This window comes from Streptomyces sp. NWU339, from assembly GCF_003143855.1.
GTDB lineage: Bacteria > Actinomycetota > Actinomycetes > Streptomycetales > Streptomycetaceae > Streptomyces.
In genome coordinates, this window is record NZ_QFRK01000026.1 from 71,256 (window position 1) to 86,018 (window position 14,763).

Annotated in this window: 13 protein-coding genes; 5 read left to right on the forward strand and 8 right to left on the reverse strand. The window is 69.6% G+C overall.

Translation table 11 applies throughout. From position 1 onward, the window contains the following. Positions 1–1,266: a cytochrome P450 gene (locus DIZ27_RS26835; RefSeq protein ID WP_109381029.1), complete on the reverse strand. Its 1,266-nt coding sequence runs from the start codon at positions 1,264–1,266 to the stop codon at positions 1–3. 26 nt (positions 1,267–1,292) lie between these two features. After that, complete coding sequence (locus DIZ27_RS26840) at positions 1,293–1,787, reverse strand: nuclear transport factor 2 family protein (RefSeq protein ID WP_181383706.1); 495 nt, start codon at positions 1,785–1,787, stop codon at positions 1,293–1,295. Between the two features lie 367 nt (positions 1,788–2,154). Here DIZ27_RS26840 and DIZ27_RS26845 point away from each other — a divergent pair, with 367 nt between their 5' ends. The 5 genes from DIZ27_RS26845 to DIZ27_RS26865 all read left to right on the forward strand — a co-directional run bounded on the left by DIZ27_RS26845 (position 2,155) and on the right by DIZ27_RS26865 (position 7,966). Continuing rightward, the gene (locus tag DIZ27_RS26845) at positions 2,155–3,975 is read left to right on the forward strand and encodes an FAD-dependent oxidoreductase (protein WP_109381031.1); all 1,821 of its coding nucleotides are present in this window, start codon (positions 2,155–2,157) and stop codon (positions 3,973–3,975) included. Between the two features lie 150 nt (positions 3,976–4,125). Continuing rightward, positions 4,126–4,887, forward strand: a complete 762-nt coding sequence (locus DIZ27_RS26850; RefSeq protein WP_109381032.1) for an SDR family NAD(P)-dependent oxidoreductase — start codon at positions 4,126–4,128, stop codon at positions 4,885–4,887. A gap of 462 nt (positions 4,888–5,349) precedes the next feature. Then, positions 5,350–6,243, forward strand: coding sequence for an SDR family NAD(P)-dependent oxidoreductase (locus DIZ27_RS26855; protein WP_109381033.1), 894 nt, complete (start codon positions 5,350–5,352; stop codon positions 6,241–6,243). Next, entirely contained in the window at positions 6,240–6,716 is a 477-nt protein-coding gene (locus DIZ27_RS26860) for a MaoC family dehydratase (protein WP_375232007.1), read from the forward strand. Before DIZ27_RS26855 ends, DIZ27_RS26860 begins: the two co-directional genes overlap by 4 nt. A gap of 32 nt (positions 6,717–6,748) precedes the next feature. After that, entirely contained in the window at positions 6,749–7,966 is a 1,218-nt protein-coding gene (locus tag DIZ27_RS26865) for an acetyl-CoA C-acetyltransferase (protein WP_109381034.1), read from the forward strand. 921 nt (positions 7,967–8,887) lie between these two features. On the opposite strand, the gene DIZ27_RS26875 is transcribed toward DIZ27_RS26865, so the two are convergent. Genes DIZ27_RS26875 through DIZ27_RS26900 form a run of 6 tightly spaced genes read right to left on the reverse strand, consistent with a single transcriptional unit; the run spans position 8,888 to position 14,758 of the window. Further along, a complete protein-coding gene (locus tag DIZ27_RS26875; protein ID WP_109381035.1) occupies positions 8,888–10,498 on the reverse strand; it encodes a thiamine pyrophosphate-binding protein in 1,611 nt (536 codons plus the stop codon). A 38-nt stretch (positions 10,499–10,536) separates the two neighbouring features. Continuing rightward, positions 10,537–11,322 (reverse strand): SDR family NAD(P)-dependent oxidoreductase, encoded by a 786-nt coding sequence (locus tag DIZ27_RS26880; protein ID WP_258308554.1) that lies wholly within the window; start codon positions 11,320–11,322, stop codon positions 10,537–10,539. Between the two features lie 29 nt (positions 11,323–11,351). Beyond that, entirely contained in the window at positions 11,352–12,860 is a 1,509-nt protein-coding gene (locus DIZ27_RS26885; protein WP_219933652.1) for an aldehyde dehydrogenase, read from the reverse strand. 17 nt (positions 12,861–12,877) lie between these two features. Continuing rightward, positions 12,878–13,270 carry a nuclear transport factor 2 family protein gene (locus DIZ27_RS26890; RefSeq protein ID WP_109381037.1) on the reverse strand — a complete coding sequence of 131 codons (393 nt, stop codon included), beginning with the start codon at positions 13,268–13,270 and terminating at the stop codon, positions 12,878–12,880. A 13-nt stretch (positions 13,271–13,283) separates the two neighbouring features. Further along, positions 13,284–13,988: an ABC transporter ATP-binding protein gene (locus DIZ27_RS26895; RefSeq protein WP_109381038.1), complete on the reverse strand. Its 705-nt coding sequence runs from the start codon at positions 13,986–13,988 to the stop codon at positions 13,284–13,286. Then, positions 13,985–14,758 (reverse strand): ABC transporter ATP-binding protein, encoded by a 774-nt coding sequence (locus DIZ27_RS26900; RefSeq protein ID WP_109381095.1) that lies wholly within the window; start codon positions 14,756–14,758, stop codon positions 13,985–13,987. The genes DIZ27_RS26895 and DIZ27_RS26900 overlap by 4 nt, the downstream gene beginning before the upstream one ends. Between the last annotated feature and the right edge of the window lie 5 nt (positions 14,759–14,763).

The window sequence follows — 14,763 nt, forward strand, 5'->3', positions numbered from 1 at the left end:
TCAGGCCTCCCAGGCAAGCTGCAGCTTCTCGATGCCGACCTGCGGGCCGCTCTCGACCAGGCCCTCGGTGTTCGTGACGCGGTAGTTCGGGATCCGCTTGTGCCACTCCTCGAGGGTGATGGCGAGCTCGGTCCGGGCGAGGTGTGCGCCGGCGCAGCGGTGCGGGCCGCCCGCGAACGAGAAGTGGCGGTTGACCTGGCGGTCGAGGCGGATCTCGGTCGGGTCGTCGTACACGGCCTCGTCGCGCGAGGCCGACGGGTTGGCGACCATCACCATGTCGCCCTTCTTCATCGGGCAGCCGTGGAAGTCGACGTCCTCGGCGACCTGACGGGCGGTCATCACGATGTTGTGCGCGCGCAGGAACTCCTCGACCGCGTTCGGGATGATCTCCGGCTCACGCGTGATCCACTCACGATCCGAGTCGTGTGTGGCCAGCCAGTAGAAGATGTAGCTCAGCTGGCTCTTCACCGTGTCGAGGCCGGCCAGGAGCATCACCTCCGACATGTTCAGGAACTCGTCGTCGCGGATCGGCCGACCCTCGATCTGGGCGTTCGCGAGGATCGTGAAGAAGTCGTCCTCGGCGTTCGCCGGCGGGTTCTCCCGGCGGTCCTTGAGGACGCCCGCGAAGTAGGTGTGGATGTCCCGCTGCGCCTGCAGCTGGTCCTCGGCCTCCTCGCCGAAGTGACCGAGGCCCTCGAAGATCGTCTCGACCCACCCCATGAACATGTCGGTGTGCTCCAGCGGGAGCCCGAGGATGCGCAGGAAGACCTTGGTCGGGAACACCTTCGCGAACTGCTCGAGGAAGTCGCACTGGCCGTCGGCCAGGAACGACTCGATGGTGTCGATGCAGTCCTGGCGGATGGAATCCTCGATGGCCTTCACGAAACGCGGGGAGAAGGCGATGCTGACGAAGCGCCGGTACTCGCTGTGCAGCGGCGGATCGATCATCGTCGGGATCCAGGTCCAGTCCGGGTGCGGGACGGTCGGGATGGTGGCGCTGCTGCTGAAGATCTCCGGCGTCTGGTACGCCTCGCCGACGAGATCGGAGGTCAGCAGCATCCAGAAGCCGGGGCCGTACGTCGAGTAGGCCGTCGGACCCTGGTGGCGGAGCTTGTCGAACTCCTCGAAGTAGCTCAGCGCCGGCTTCGGGTTCGTGTAGTCGAAGTGGACGACCGGGCATCCCGCGGCCTTCGCTCGCTCGAGCCGCTCGGCGGCTTCGGCGGCTTCGGCGGCCTCGTCGTACTGCCCGCTGGTCGTGGTGTGCATCGGCGCTCCTCGCTCGGTGGACGGTCTCAGTGACTGACGGCTGGGGGGACTGCGGCGCCGTTCGGCGGCGCTGTGGTGATCGGGAGGTGGTTGGCGACCTTGATCGTGTGGACCATGCGCGACAGGACCCAGCCGCGCTCCCCTCGGTCGAACTCCAGGTCGTAGGTCGCCGCCATCATCAGGACGTGTGACGGGTCGTCCTTCAGCATCTGGTGGGACACCAGGTACGCCTGGGCGGTGGCCCGGTCGCCGGCGACGTCGACGCCGTACGGCGCGACCATGTGGTGCTGCCACGCCAGGTGGGCCGTGTTGTCGCGGATGTAGTCGACCATCGCCCGCGCACCCGTCACGACCGTCCGGCCGTTGTGGTAGTCGGCCACGACCTCGTCCGCGAGGATCCCGGCGAGTCCCTCCCACTCGCGAGCGTCCACGAGGGCTGCGTAGTCAGTGATGACGCGACGGATCTCGAGGTCGTCGACGGCCCGCGCGAGTCGCTCCACGAGGTGCTCGGTGGTGTCCACGCTGGCTCCTTTCGGCTCACGGTGTGGCACAGCGCACGCTAATTCGTCATGATAATTAGGTCAAGGGGGAGGAGAGGCCCTTGCGGCACGTCGCCCGCGCGAGTCACCCTCCGGCCAGGCGGCCCCCGCCTCCCGCGCTCATCGAGCGCGGGCACGCCGGGGTACCGGCCGCCCCGCGCGACGACCGGCGCAGCATATTCCTCATGATGTATTGCCCGCAAGATCGAGACCCCTCGACTCGCGAGACGCCCGGCGTGCCCCGCCCCGGCCCACTCGGGAAGCCGTCGCCGGACTCTTAATTCCTTATGATGAATAGGCTAGGGTGTGGCACAGGACACAATCGGACGGCAGGTCAAGCGAGGTCTCGATGGCATCAACTGCGCGCAAACTCACAGGCGTTGTCGGCAAGGCGACGGAGTCCGGCCTGCCGGAGCAGGTCGACGTCGTCGTCGTCGGGTCGGGCGCGTCCGGACTCACAGCCGCCCTGAGCGCCGCGGTGAACGGCGCCGACGTGCTCGTCCTGGAGTCCGAGCACCTGGTCGGCGGGACGTCGGCGATCTCCGGCGGAGCGATATGGGTTCCCCACCACCGCCTCTCCTACGGCGCCCTCAAGGCGGACGACTCCCCGGAGCAGGCGCGGACCTACCTGCTGGGCCAGGGCCGCGACCAGGTCCTCGACCACGACACCGTCGACACGTTCATCGAGACCGCGCCGAAGGTCGCCCGCTTCATCGAGGAGCAGACGTATCTGAGCTGGATCCCCGTGGCGTGGCCCGACTACACGTCCGACATCCCGGGCGCGTCGAATTTCCGCTCGCTCTTCCCCGGCCCGTTCTCCCCGTCCGTCCTGGGTGATGCGGCCGGCCTCGTGCGACCGCCCAAGAAATCCGGCATGGCCCGCAACCCCCTGCCCCTGTGGCTCATCAACGGGATCCAGGGCGTGTGGATGGCCGGGTACGCGATGATCGGCGCACTCCTCGAAGGCTGCCTGCACCACGGGGTCGCGGTCCGCACCGGGGCTCGCGCGACGCAGCTCCTGAAGGACTCCACCGGCGTCACCGGCGTGGTCGTCGACACCGGCGCGGGCCGGGAGACGGTCCGGGCCTCGAAGGGCGTCATCCTCGCCAGCGGCGGCTTCGAGGGCGACGACGATCTCACCGCGAAGCACCTCGGTGCGCCCTTCCCGATCCAGACCAGCGCCCGCGGTCACGTCGGCGACGCCATGCGCATGGTGGAGGAGGTCGGGGCCGACATGGTCGGCACCGACCAGGCGTGGTGGATGCCCGGGATCAGCATCCCGGGAGAGGAGCTCGACGGTGCGCCGATCAGCCGCCTCGTCCAGGGCGAACGGGCGCTGCCCCACACGATCATGGTGAACGCCGAGGGCAAGCGCTTCGGCAACGAGGCGGCGTCGTACAACGACCTCGGTGCCGTGATGCGCGAGGTGGATCCTGCAAGCGGCGAGATGCCGAACGCCACCGCCTGGATGATCTTCGACGAGTACTACCACCGGCGCTACGGCTTCCTGAGCACCCCACCCGGCGGCGACTACCCGGCCGTTGTCCAGAAGGCCGCCACCTTGGAGGAGCTCGCCCACAAGTGCGGGATCGACCCCGACGGTCTCACCCGGACGGTCCGGGAGTTCAACCCTGAGGCCGCCAAGGGCCGCGACCCCCGGTTCGGACGCGGCACCACCACGTTCGAGCGCTTCTTCGGCGACCACAACCCCTTCCTGGGACGCTTCTCCATCAACGCCTGGGCTCCCGCTGCGGCCGAGCGCGGACGTGCCCTGATCGCGAAGCTGATCGGGCCGGTCGCCGGCCGGATCATGGGCAACATCGCGAAGGCCCGGAATCCGGAGCGGATGCGCAGGCAGCTGGTCGGTCCCCTGGCCATGGTCATGCGTCCCGCGTTGAAGAACCCCGCCACGGGCGCCATCGGGCCCGTCGACACCGCGCCGTACTACGCGGTGAAGGTCGAGGCCAGCGCCATCGGCACCATCGGCGGGCCGCGCACGGACGCCAAGGGCCGTGTCGTCGACACCGAGGGGACGACCATCCCCGGGCTGTACGCGGCGGGCAATGTCGGAGGTGCGACGACGCAAGGCTTCTACGGCGGGGCCGGCGGCACGATCGTCCTCGGCGTCGCCTTCGGATACCTCGCGGGAGAGGACGCCGCCGCGCGCTGAGGCGGGCCCTCAGTCACTCACGGCACGGGCCGTGGCCGCCCGCCTCGCCGGAGGCGGGCGGCCACGCGCCCGCCCGCGGATCCGTACCCCGGTGATCGCGGCCGGGCCCGAACGGCGCCAGGCCGTCCGCACCACCGATGAGAGGTGGACATGCATCGCGAACTCGAAGACCGCTGCGCCCTGGTGACGGGGGCCGGGTCGGGCATGGGCGCGGCCACGGCCCTGCTGTTCGCCGAGCAGGGCGCACGCGTTCTCGTCGCCGACATCGACCGGGAACTCGGGGAGGCGACCGCGCGGGCCGTCCGCGACCGAGGCGGCGACGCCGTCTTCCTGCGCACGGACGTCTCGGTCGAGGAAGACGTCGAACGTGCGGTGGCCACCGCGGTGGAACGCTGGGGCCGGCTCGACTGCGCCGTGAACAACGCGGCGGTCGCCCCCGACGCGGCCCGCCTCGTGGACCTCGACCTGTCGGCCTTCGACCGCATCGTCTCGGTGAACCTCCGGGCTGTCGCGCTCTGCCTGAAGCACGAGCTGCGCCAGTTCGTCCGACAGGGCGAGGGGCCGCGGACGATCGTCAACATCGGATCGGTGAGCTCGGTGCGCGCACGCGTCGGCAACGCGGCGTACGTCGCCGCGAAGCACGCCGTCGTCGGCCTGACCAAGGTCGCCGCGCTGGAGCACGGCGCGGAGGGGATCCGGGTGAACGCCGTCCTGCCCGGCGGCGTCGACACCCCGATGATCCGCGCCTCACGGGCGGGTCGCACGCCCGTGGACGAGTTCTCGCTCAGCGTGTTCGGCCGGCTCGGCACGCCGGAGGAGGTCGCACAGGCCAACCTGTGGCTGAGCTCCGGGAGGTCGTCCTACGTCACCGGACACTGCCTCGCGGTCGACGGCGGGCACCTGGCGCAGTGACGGGTCGTTCAGCGCCCCGTGCACGGGCCGGACGACTCGAGCAGACCTTCGGCCGGCCGTCCACCGACGCGCACGGGGCGTCATGGCCCTGCCCTGGAAGCGCCCTTCCCGCATCTCGCCGGGCCGAGAGGAGAACGAGGGGAGCCCTCGCGGGCGCGTGATGAGCGCGTGATGAGCCTTCACCAGGTGTGTCACGACGGGCTCATCCCCACAGGCGGTCCGTTGCCCGGCGGTTGTGGCGGGGGCTGGGCGCGCACGGCGTCGTCACGGTCACCGGCCTCGCCATCGCCGGGTTCCGCCTCCGACTCCGGTGCACGCCACCGCTCACTCCCACCGCCGGGCCGGGCGTTCCCGCGCCCTCGCCGGCCCCCGGTCGCCGGGCTCCGAGAACCCTTGACTAATTCATCATGAGAAATTAGTTTCGTCGCCAGCCGTAGCGCAGGTGAAGGAGAAGGTGAGCTGATGGGAATCTGTGAGGGCCGCGTCGCCGTGGTGACCGGCGCGGGCGCCGGCCTCGGCCGCGAGCACGCACTCGAGTTCGCGCGGCAGGGAGCCCGGGTGGTGGTCAACGACGTGGCCGACCCCGAGCCCGTCGTGCGGGAGATCCTCGACATGGGGGGTCAGGCGGTACCGAGCACCCACGACGTCTCCGACTGGGACGACGCGGGGCGCCTGATCAGGACGGCCCTCGACGCCTTCGGCACGGTGCACACCGTGGTGAACAACGCCGGCATCCTGCGCGACAAGATGCTGGTCAACATGGACGTCGCCCAGTGGGACGCGGTCGTCAAGGTGCACCTGCGGGGCACCTTCTGCGTCACCAGGCACGCAATCGACCACTGGCGTCAGCGGTACAAGGCGGGAGACCCCGTCCCCGCGCCGCGCATCGTGAACACCTCCTCCCCCTCGGGGCTGTTCGGCAACATCGGGCAGGCGAACTACGGCGCCGCCAAGGCAGCGGTCGCCTCCTTCACCCTGATCGCCGCCGACGAGCTCGCCCGGCTTTCCGTGGGCGTCAACGCGATCGCCCCGACCGCGTTGACCGACATGACGGCGGGGCTCGACGCGTACGTCGCGCAGGTGCGCGAGACCTTCGAGCGCACCGGCTTCGACTCCGGCTCGCCGGCGAACATCGCACCGTTGGTCGTCTACCTGGGCAGCCCCGCATCAGAGGGCATCACGGGCCGGGTCTTCACGGTCAAGGGCGGCGAGATCGCTGTGGCGGAGACCTGGGTCAAGGGTCCGCGCGCCGAAAAGGAAGAGCGCTGGGAGGTCGCCGAGATCGGCGGCATGCTCCACCAACTGGTCGCCCAGGCACGGCCGAACAGCCGGATCGACGGGAGTCCGCGACCGTGAGGAACGACATCGCTCCCGCAACCAGGGTCTTCGAGGACATCGCGGCGTTCCGGGCCGTCGAGGGCGAACTCCTCGGCGTGGGCGACTGGTTCGAGGTCAGCCAGCAGAGGATCGACGACTTCGCCGATGCGACCGAGGACTGGCAATGGATCCACGTCGACGTCGAGCGGAGCAAGGCGGGCCCCTACGGCGCACCGATCGCGCACGGCTTCCTCACACTCTCGCTGATCCCCCGCCTCGGCGGCGACATCTTCCGCGTCGACGGGCCGAGGATGGCGATCAACTACGGCCTCAACAAGGTGCGTTTCCCCCACCCGGTGACCGCCGGCTCCCGGGTTCGCGCGGTCGCCACACTCGTCGAGGTCACCGATGTGCCTGCCGGCGTGCAGGCGGTCGTCCGCTACACGATCGAGATCGAGGGCGCCGACAAGCCGGCCTGCGTCGCCGAGACGGTGCGTGTGCTCGTCCCCTGAGCCGTCGGCCGCCCAACCGAAGAAGGAGCATCATGCAGGACGCTGTCATCGTCGCGGCCGCCCGCTCGCCCATCGGGCGGGCCAACAAGGGGTCCCTACGCGACCTCCGCCCCGACGACCTCGCCGCCGAGATGGTGACGGCCGCGCTCGCGCAGGTGCCGGCCCTCGACCCGGCCGAGGTGGACGATCTCATGCTCGGCTGCGCGCAGCCGGCCGGTGAGCACGGCTACAACATGGGCCGCGCGGTCGCCGTGCTGGCAGGCCTCGACGGCGTCCCCGGCACCACCGTCAACCGCTACTGCTCCTCCAGCGTGCAGACCACCCGGATGGCACTCCACGCTATCCGGGGCGGCGAAGGTGACGTCTTCGTCTCCGCCGGTGTCGAGATGGTCAGTCGCTACCAGTACGGGAAGGCCGACGGGCTGCCGCAGACCCGCAACCCGCGGTTCGCCGAAGCGGCCGCCAGGTCCGAGCGGCTGGCCGGGAACGGCGGCACCTGGACCGATCCTCGCGAAGCCGGCGACCTCCCGGACCTCTATCTCGCGATGGGCCACACCGCGGAGAACGTGGCCCGGTTCATGGGGGTCTCACGCGCGGACCAGGACGCCTTCGCCGCCCGCAGTCAGCAACGCGCGCAGGCCTCGATCGCGAGCGGGTTCTGGGCCGATGACATCACCCCCGTCACTCGCCCCGACGGCGTGGTGGTGTCGGCCGACGACGGACCCCGGTCCGGCGTCACCACCGAGTCCCTGGCCGCACTGGAGCCGGTATTCCGTCCGGACGGCACCGTGACGGCCGGCAACTGCTGTGCCCTCAACGACGGCGCCGCCGCGCTCGTGCTCATGTCCGCGCAGCGAGCGCGCGACCTGGGCATCACCCCGCTGGCCAGGATCGTCAGCACGGGGCTGAGCGCCCTGTCGCCCGAGATCATGGGGCTCGGCCCCGTGGAGTCGTGCCACCAGGCCCTGGGACGGGCCGGCATGAAGGTCTCCGACGTCGACCTGGTCGAGCTCAACGAGGCTTTCGCGGCCCAGGTCGTGCCCTCGGTCCGGGAGCTCGGCCTCGACGAGGAACGGGTCAACGTGCACGGCGGGGCGATCGCCGTCGGGCATCCGTTCGGCATGACCGGAGCGCGACTCACCACGACGCTGCTCAACGCGCTGCGGTGGGAGGACCGCGAGATCGGGATGATCAGCATGTGCGTCGGAGGCGGGCAGGGCATGGCGATGATCGTTCAGCGCCTCAACTGACGGCCGGCGCGCTGTCTCCCACCGGGGACAGCCGGATGCGAACCACCCGGCACCAAGGCCGAGGCCGGACGCGTCCCTGCGGTGACGCAGCTCTTTGCCCCGCTCCGAGGGGCCGCCGCCCGGCCCGCCCGGGTTCCGGTGGTCGGCGCAACACCCCGCGGTTCAGGGGTGGCGACGGACTTCGGGATCCGGCGGGACCGGGCCCCTCAAGGGCCCGGAAAGTCGGGCCGAAGAGCGGGAGGCACACTCCCGGCCCATGCGGCAGGGCCACGGCTCTCGGGAAGAGAGCCGCACCTTCGGCATCGACCCCCGCACGGGCGGGAAGTGGCTCCACGGACGTCAGCCCACTGGCACACAGAGGAAGGCGCCGGCACCGCTCGACGCGGTGGCGGCGCCTTCTGTGCCGTCCCGGTATCCGTGCGAGGCGGACCGTGTCCACCTCGCCGACCGGCACGCCCGGGCTCTGCGCTCAGGCCGCGCACACCGCACACCCCACTGTCAGGCCGCCTCCCGCCGGCCACGGTTCACCAGACGCCCGTGATCGTGATCAGTGAACGACCGCGGCAGCCTCCGGACCGTGCCTTCCCGGCCACCGGCAGGACGACCTCGTCATCGGCGAGGACGGGAAGCCGGCCATCGGCACACCGGTCGAGCGCGCCACTCGCCACGTCATGCTCCAGCAGCCTGCTGCGGCGTTGCTTCCCCCAGGGAACCGACCCGTCCGTCCACAGCCCCGGGCATCCAGCCTCCGCCACCGGACTCAACGACCGCCCACGCAGAACGCTCGGCCGGGAAAACCCGGCCGAGCGCCTGCACACACTGCTCGCAGCCTGATCAGCACCACCGTGCTGCGGCGGCCGCGGGTGACCGCCCACGGCAGCCGGCAGGCCCGGGATGTTTCCCGGGCCTGCCGGCTACGCCTCAGGCGACCCGGTCGGGGTCGACCTTGATGTCGATCAGCACCGGCCGGTCACGGTGGGGGAGCTCCGCCAGGACTGCGTCGAGCTCCGCCAGGTTGCGGACGGTGTAGCCCTTGCCGCCGAGCGCGTCGGCCACCGGGGCGAACTCCGGCCAGTCGAACATCGACGGGGTGGGGTCCATCTCCTTGTTGCGGAACTGGATGTGCTCGGCGCCGTAGGCACTGTCGTTGAACATCACCACGACGAGGTCCAGGCCGTGGCGCACAGCGGTGTTGAACTCCGCGAGGCCGCCCAGCATGAATCCGCCGTCGCCGGTGACCAGCAGCGTCGGCTTGCCGCCTCCGGCCGCGGCTCCGATCGCGTTGCCCATGCCGAGGCCGATCGAACCGAAGTTGATGGTGTGGTGGTAGTCGCGCGGATGCTCCACGTGGAACATCGTGAAGCAGTTGAAGATGAAGCGGCCCGCGTCGAACACGAGCGAACGGTCCTGGGGGAAGGCCGCATCGATCCGGAGGATCGCGGACCGGATGTCGACCGTGGTGTCGGTGCCGAGGTCCTTGAAATCCGCATCGCTCCGCTCACTGAGCCGCTGGGCGAGCTCAGGAGTGGCGAAGCCCGTCGGCTTGATCTCCGCTTCGTCCAGTTGCTCGATCAGGAGGTCGGCGACGGCCCCGCTGTCTCCGTGGACGACCGCATCGACCGTCTGGTGGCGCCCGAGGGCCGCCGGGTCGGAGTCGACCTGCACGACCGCCTTGCCGTCGAGCAGCGCACCCTCGGCCGTCGTCCACTTGTTCAACGACGCGCCGAAGGCGACCAGACAGTCGGCCTTGTCGATCGTGTCGAGAGCGATCTGGTGGGACAGGGTTCCGTGCACGCCGAGGTTGTGGGGGTCGCCGCGGAAGAGGTCACGAGCGCGAAGCGTCGTCGCCACCGGGGCGCCGATGCGACGCGCGAAGCGCAGCACTGCGGCGCGGGCCTCCTCGTCCCAGACACCGCGACCGGCCAGCACCACCGGCCGCTTCGCCGAAGCCACGATCCCGAGGGCCGCGTCGAGCGACCCCAGAGAAGGCACGAACGGCTGCGGTGCGTGCCAACGCCGGCCGGACGCCGGGGTGTACGTCGTCTCCTGCCACTGGAATTCCACCGGGACGTTGAGAACGATGGGCCGTTGCTCGGTGAACGCACGACGCACCGCGACGGCGACGTCCTCGCACGCCGTGTCGACCGAACGGACCTGCTCGAATCCGGCGCCCGTCGGGAGGACGACGTCGCGTTGGGAGATGTTCTGGAAGTTCTCGTTGTCCACGACTGCCGTGTCGCCCGCCACCAGCAGGAGCGGCGTCCGCTCGCGCACGGACTCGACCAGTGCCGTCACGGTGTTGGTCAGCGCGGGCCCGTGCGTGACCGTGGCGACGCCGAGTCCGCCTGTGGCGCGGGCGTAGCCGTTGGCCGCGAGAACGCCGCCGGCCTCGTTCGAGACCGAGTAGAACGTGCCACCGGTCACCTTGACGAAACTGTCCATCATGTACAGGTTCGCGTCACCGAGCAGACCGAAGATCTCGGTGACACCCTGGTCGGCGAGCGACCGGGCGATTGCTTCGTGGAAGAGCATTGCGACTGGGATCCTTCTCTAGTTCGGTTCGACGCGGCTCAGGCGATGGTTGCGCCACCATCGACCGGGATCGTCACGCCGGTCAGGTAGCTGGCGTCGTCGCTGTTGAGGAACGCGATGACGTTGCCGATCTCCTCCGGCTGCGCCCCGCGACCGAGCGGCACCGAGGACCGGAACGATGCCATCAGCTCGGCGGGGTCCTTGTCCCGCGCACCCGGGAAGAACGAGGACAGCATGGGCGTTTCGACCATTCCCGGCGCGACGACGTTGACGCGGATCCCGCGCTTGGCTCCGATCAGGGCCAAGGAACGGGCGAACGGCAGGATCGCCCCCTTGGTCATGGAGTAGATGGGGCTGCGCGGTGAGCCGATGATCGCGGCAGCGGTGCTGGTCATCGTGATGCTGCCCTTGCCTCCCGCCCTCTCGAGCAGGTCGAAGCAGAGGGTGGTCGCGTAGTACGCCGACTTCATGTTGACGTCCATGGTCCGCTGCCACTCGTCCTCGGACACCGCGAGGCCGGCCGGACCGGGGATGCCCACCTGGTAGTGCACGGCATGGAGGACTCCGTGCTCCCTGTCGATCCTGGCGTAGAGGTCGGTGAGCGCTTGGACGTCTGCCGCGTCGAGCCGGACGCCCACCGCACGGCCGCCCGCCTCATCGATCTCTGCTGCCACCTTCTTCGCGCTGTCCTCGTCGATATCCGCGACCCACACATGGCCGCCTTCGGAGGCGATCCGAAGAGCGGCCGAGCGCCCCATGCCCGACCCTGCACCAATGACCAGGACCACACGGTCCGCAAAGCGTTCCAATGACCTGCTCTCCATTCCGCCACTCCTCACGCAAGGAGTCGGGCTCAGTAGTTCCGCGACCAGACGCTCTTGCACCGCGTGTACTCGTCGAGCGCCGGCCGGCCCAGACTCCGCCCGTAGCCGGAGCTCTTGGCGCCGCCGTACGACACGGCGGCGTCCGTGACCTGGTAGCAGTTGATCCACACGGTGCCGACGTCGAGGGCATCGGCTGCTCGGTGTGCCCTGGCGATGTCCCGGGTGAAGACACCGGCGGCGAGACCGAACTGACTGTCGTTGGCCAGCCGGTAGGCCTCGGCCTCGTCCTCGAAGGGGATCACCGACATCACCGGCCCGAAGATCTCCTCGCGGGCGATCGTCATGTCGTTGCGGACGTCCGCGAAGATCACCGGAGGCACGTAGTTGCCTCCGGTCGCGGAGCCGACCGCGCCGAGGTACCTCAGGCTGGCACCCTCCTCCTGTCCGACCTGGATGTAGCGCTGTACCTTGGCCTGCTGCTCGGGCGTGATCAGCGGCCCCAGATCGGTCTGCGGATCGAAGGCGTTGCCCACCTTCTTGTCGCTCGAGTAGCGGACGGCCTCGTCGAGGAACTCCTCGTAGATCGACCGTTGCACGAAGGTGCGGGTTCCGGCCGTGCAGACCTGTCCCGAGTTGTTCCACACCGAGTGCGTCGCCATCTGCGCCGCGGTGGCGAGCTCGGCGTCAGCGAACACCAGGACGGGACTCTTGCCGCCCAGTTCGAGGTTGACCTTCTTGAAGGTGTGCGCCGCACTCGCGGCGATCGCCCGTCCGGTCCCGACCGATCCCGTGAACGAGATCCGGTTCACGCCCGGGTGCTCGACCATCGCGCGGCCGACGGCCGCATCGCCGTGCACGATGTTGAAGACCCCGTCGGGGATGCCCGCCTCGAGCGCGAGCGTCCCGAGATACGCAGCGCTGAGCGGCGTGTGCTCGGCCGGCTTGAGCACCACGGAGTTACCCGCCGCCAGCGCGGGGGCGCACTGCGCGAAGACGGCGGCCGGCCCGTTCCACGGCTTGATGACGCCCATGACGCCGACCGGCTCGATCCGCTCCTGGACGACGTAGTCCGGACCGACCGGCGGAAGCGAGCCCGCCATCTTGGTCGGCCAACCGGCGAAGTAGCGCAGCGCGTTCGCCGAGTAGGTCGCGATGTAGTCCGCGTAGCGCCGGAGAATGCCCGCGTCCAGCGTGTCGAGGTCTCCGATGACGCTCGCGTTCTGCTCGATGAGCTCGGCCAGCCGCACGAGCCGACGCTCCCGCTCGCGCGGGACGAGGTTGCGCCACCGGCCGTCGTCGAAGGCTTCGCGTGCGGCGAGGACCGCGCGATCCAGCTCGGCCGCACCGCCCGCGGCCACGTGTCCCAGCACGCTCCCCGTCGACGGGTTGACGATGTCACGCGTCGCCCCGGACTCGGAGAGCACCTCGCGCCCCCCGATGAGATGAGGCACGGTTCCCGCGGAGATGAGCCGGTGTGCCTCTGCGGAGATCCTGGCGCTGCCGAACTCGACCTCGCCGGAATACGGGGTGGTGGTCACTTTCCGTCCCTTTCTTCTTACGAGGCGAGCACCGGCGACGCGTGCCAGCAGATGAATCGCCAGGTGCCGTTCGCCGTCGTCCAGACCGCCGAGTACCTCGAACGGATCTCGATCACGTCGCCGTTGAGCTCGGCGGAGATCCTCGCCTCGCCGGTCACGATGGAGGTCGGCCCGTAGACCGTGACCCGGGTGTCGCTGCGGTCCACGGCGACGTAGCGGACCGTGCCAGCCTCCAGCGATCCGAGGTACGACGCCGCCGTGTCGACCAGCCCGTTGGAGTGGGTGTACGACAGTTCCTCGTCGAAGAGCGATCGAAGCGTGCCGATGTCCTGCGCGATCAGCGCCTGCCATCGCCGGTCCTCGAACGCCAGTACTTCCTCTGTGACACTCGTCGTGTCCGCCGCCGTCATGTCGGCTCCTCTCTCAGGCACTGACGCCCAGGTAGGACGCCTCGATCTCCGGCCAGCGACGCTCGAGGTCCGCGGCACCGCCCTCAGCCGTGATCCGGCCGCCGGACATGACGTAGCCGCGTTCCACGTGCTTCAACGCCAGGTGGACGTGCTGCTCGACCACCAGCACACCGATGCCGAACTCGGCTGACAGCGACCGCAGGGCGTCGAACAACCGCTCGACGATCAGCGGCGCCAGCCCCAGTGACATCTCGTCCACCAGCAGGATCGAGGGATTGCAGTAGAGCGCCCGGGCCATCACCAGCATCTGCTGCTCTCCGCCGGAGAGCAGCGCGCTGCGACGCCTGCGCAAACGTTTCAGCTCGGGGAACAGGTCGTAGGCGTCGACCCGAGGAGGTGCCGACGACGCCACACGGAGGTTCTCCTCGACGGTGAGGCTGTAGAACAGCGACCGGTCCTCGGGCACCTGCACGACGCCCTTGCCCACGAGTTCGTTCGGCGACTTCCCGTTGAGGACCTCGTCGCCCAGCCGGATCTGCCCGCCGAGGGGCTTCACCAGTCCGGAGCAGGTCAGCATGATCGTCGACTTGCCGCCGCCGTTGGGACCGACCAGCGCCACGACTTCGCCGGGGGCGACGGAGAGGTCGACGCCGTGCACGACCGGAACACCGCCGTACCCAGCGCTGAGTCCGCTCACGGTCAGGCTCTTTCCGGTCATCGTGCACCCTCCTCGCTGCCCGCCGGAACAGTCGCCGGCGCGCCCAGGTAAGCCTGCAGAACGGCCGGATCCTCCCGAATCATCTGGGGGGTGCCGGACGCGATCCAGCGGCCGAAGTTGATGACATGGACCGTTTCGCAGTGCCCGAGGACGAGGTCCATGTCGTGGTCGATCAGGAACACGGTGACGCCCAGTTTCTCGACGGCGGCCCGGAGGTGCTCCGCCAACTCACGCGTCTCACCGGCCTCGAGGCCGGCGGCGGGCTCGTCGAGCAGCAGCACCTTCGGCCGGGAGACCAGCGCGCGGGCGATCGAGACCACGCGCTGGATTCCGTGCGGCAGGTCGCCGGGAAAGCGATCGACGGTCCAGCCCACGCCGAACAGATCGAGTGCCTCCTCGATCGACTCGTCCGTCCCCGCGCCCTTGCGGAAGTTCCGGATCCGGTTGCGGATCCCATGCCGGTCGGCGTAGACCTGCATGTTCTCGCGGACGGTGAGGTCGTGGAAGAGCTCCACCGACTGGAAGCTGCGGACCAAGCCGTGCCGGCTGCGCTTGTGCGCCGCCCACCTGTCGATGGCCTCACCCTCGTACCTGATCGAGCCGGTGTACGAGGTCATGCCCGTGAGTGTGTCGATCAGTGTCGTCTTGCCGGCTCCGTTCGGGCCGATCAGGCCGGTGATGCTGCCCTCCTCGACCGTGAAGGAGACGTCCGTGAGCGCCTGTACACCGCCGTACCGGACACCGACCTGGTCAAGCTCGATGATCGCCATCGTCA

Bases quoted from the DNA above. Each gene is read 5' to 3' on its own strand.
- DIZ27_RS26835 (WP_109381029.1), bottom strand. From the start codon at position 1,266: ATGCACACCACGACCAGCGGGCAGTACGACGAGGCCGCCGAAGCCGCC.
- DIZ27_RS26845 (WP_109381031.1), top strand. From the start codon at position 2,155: ATGGCATCAACTGCGCGCAAACTCACAGGCGTTGTCGGCAAGGCGACG.
- DIZ27_RS26850 (WP_109381032.1), top strand. From the start codon at position 4,126: ATGCATCGCGAACTCGAAGACCGCTGCGCCCTGGTGACGGGGGCCGGG.
- DIZ27_RS26855 (WP_109381033.1), top strand. From the start codon at position 5,350: ATGGGAATCTGTGAGGGCCGCGTCGCCGTGGTGACCGGCGCGGGCGCC.
- DIZ27_RS26865 (WP_109381034.1), top strand. From the start codon at position 6,749: ATGCAGGACGCTGTCATCGTCGCGGCCGCCCGCTCGCCCATCGGGCGG.
- DIZ27_RS26875 (WP_109381035.1), bottom strand. From the start codon at position 10,498: ATGCTCTTCCACGAAGCAATCGCCCGGTCGCTCGCCGACCAGGGTGTC.
- DIZ27_RS26880 (WP_258308554.1), bottom strand. From the start codon at position 11,322: ATGGAGAGCAGGTCATTGGAACGCTTTGCGGACCGTGTGGTCCTGGTC.
- DIZ27_RS26890 (WP_109381037.1), bottom strand. From the start codon at position 13,270: ATGACGGCGGCGGACACGACGAGTGTCACAGAGGAAGTACTGGCGTTC.
- DIZ27_RS26895 (WP_109381038.1), bottom strand. From the start codon at position 13,988: ATGACCGGAAAGAGCCTGACCGTGAGCGGACTCAGCGCTGGGTACGGC.
- DIZ27_RS26900 (WP_109381095.1), bottom strand. From the start codon at position 14,758: ATGGCGATCATCGAGCTTGACCAGGTCGGTGTCCGGTACGGCGGTGTA.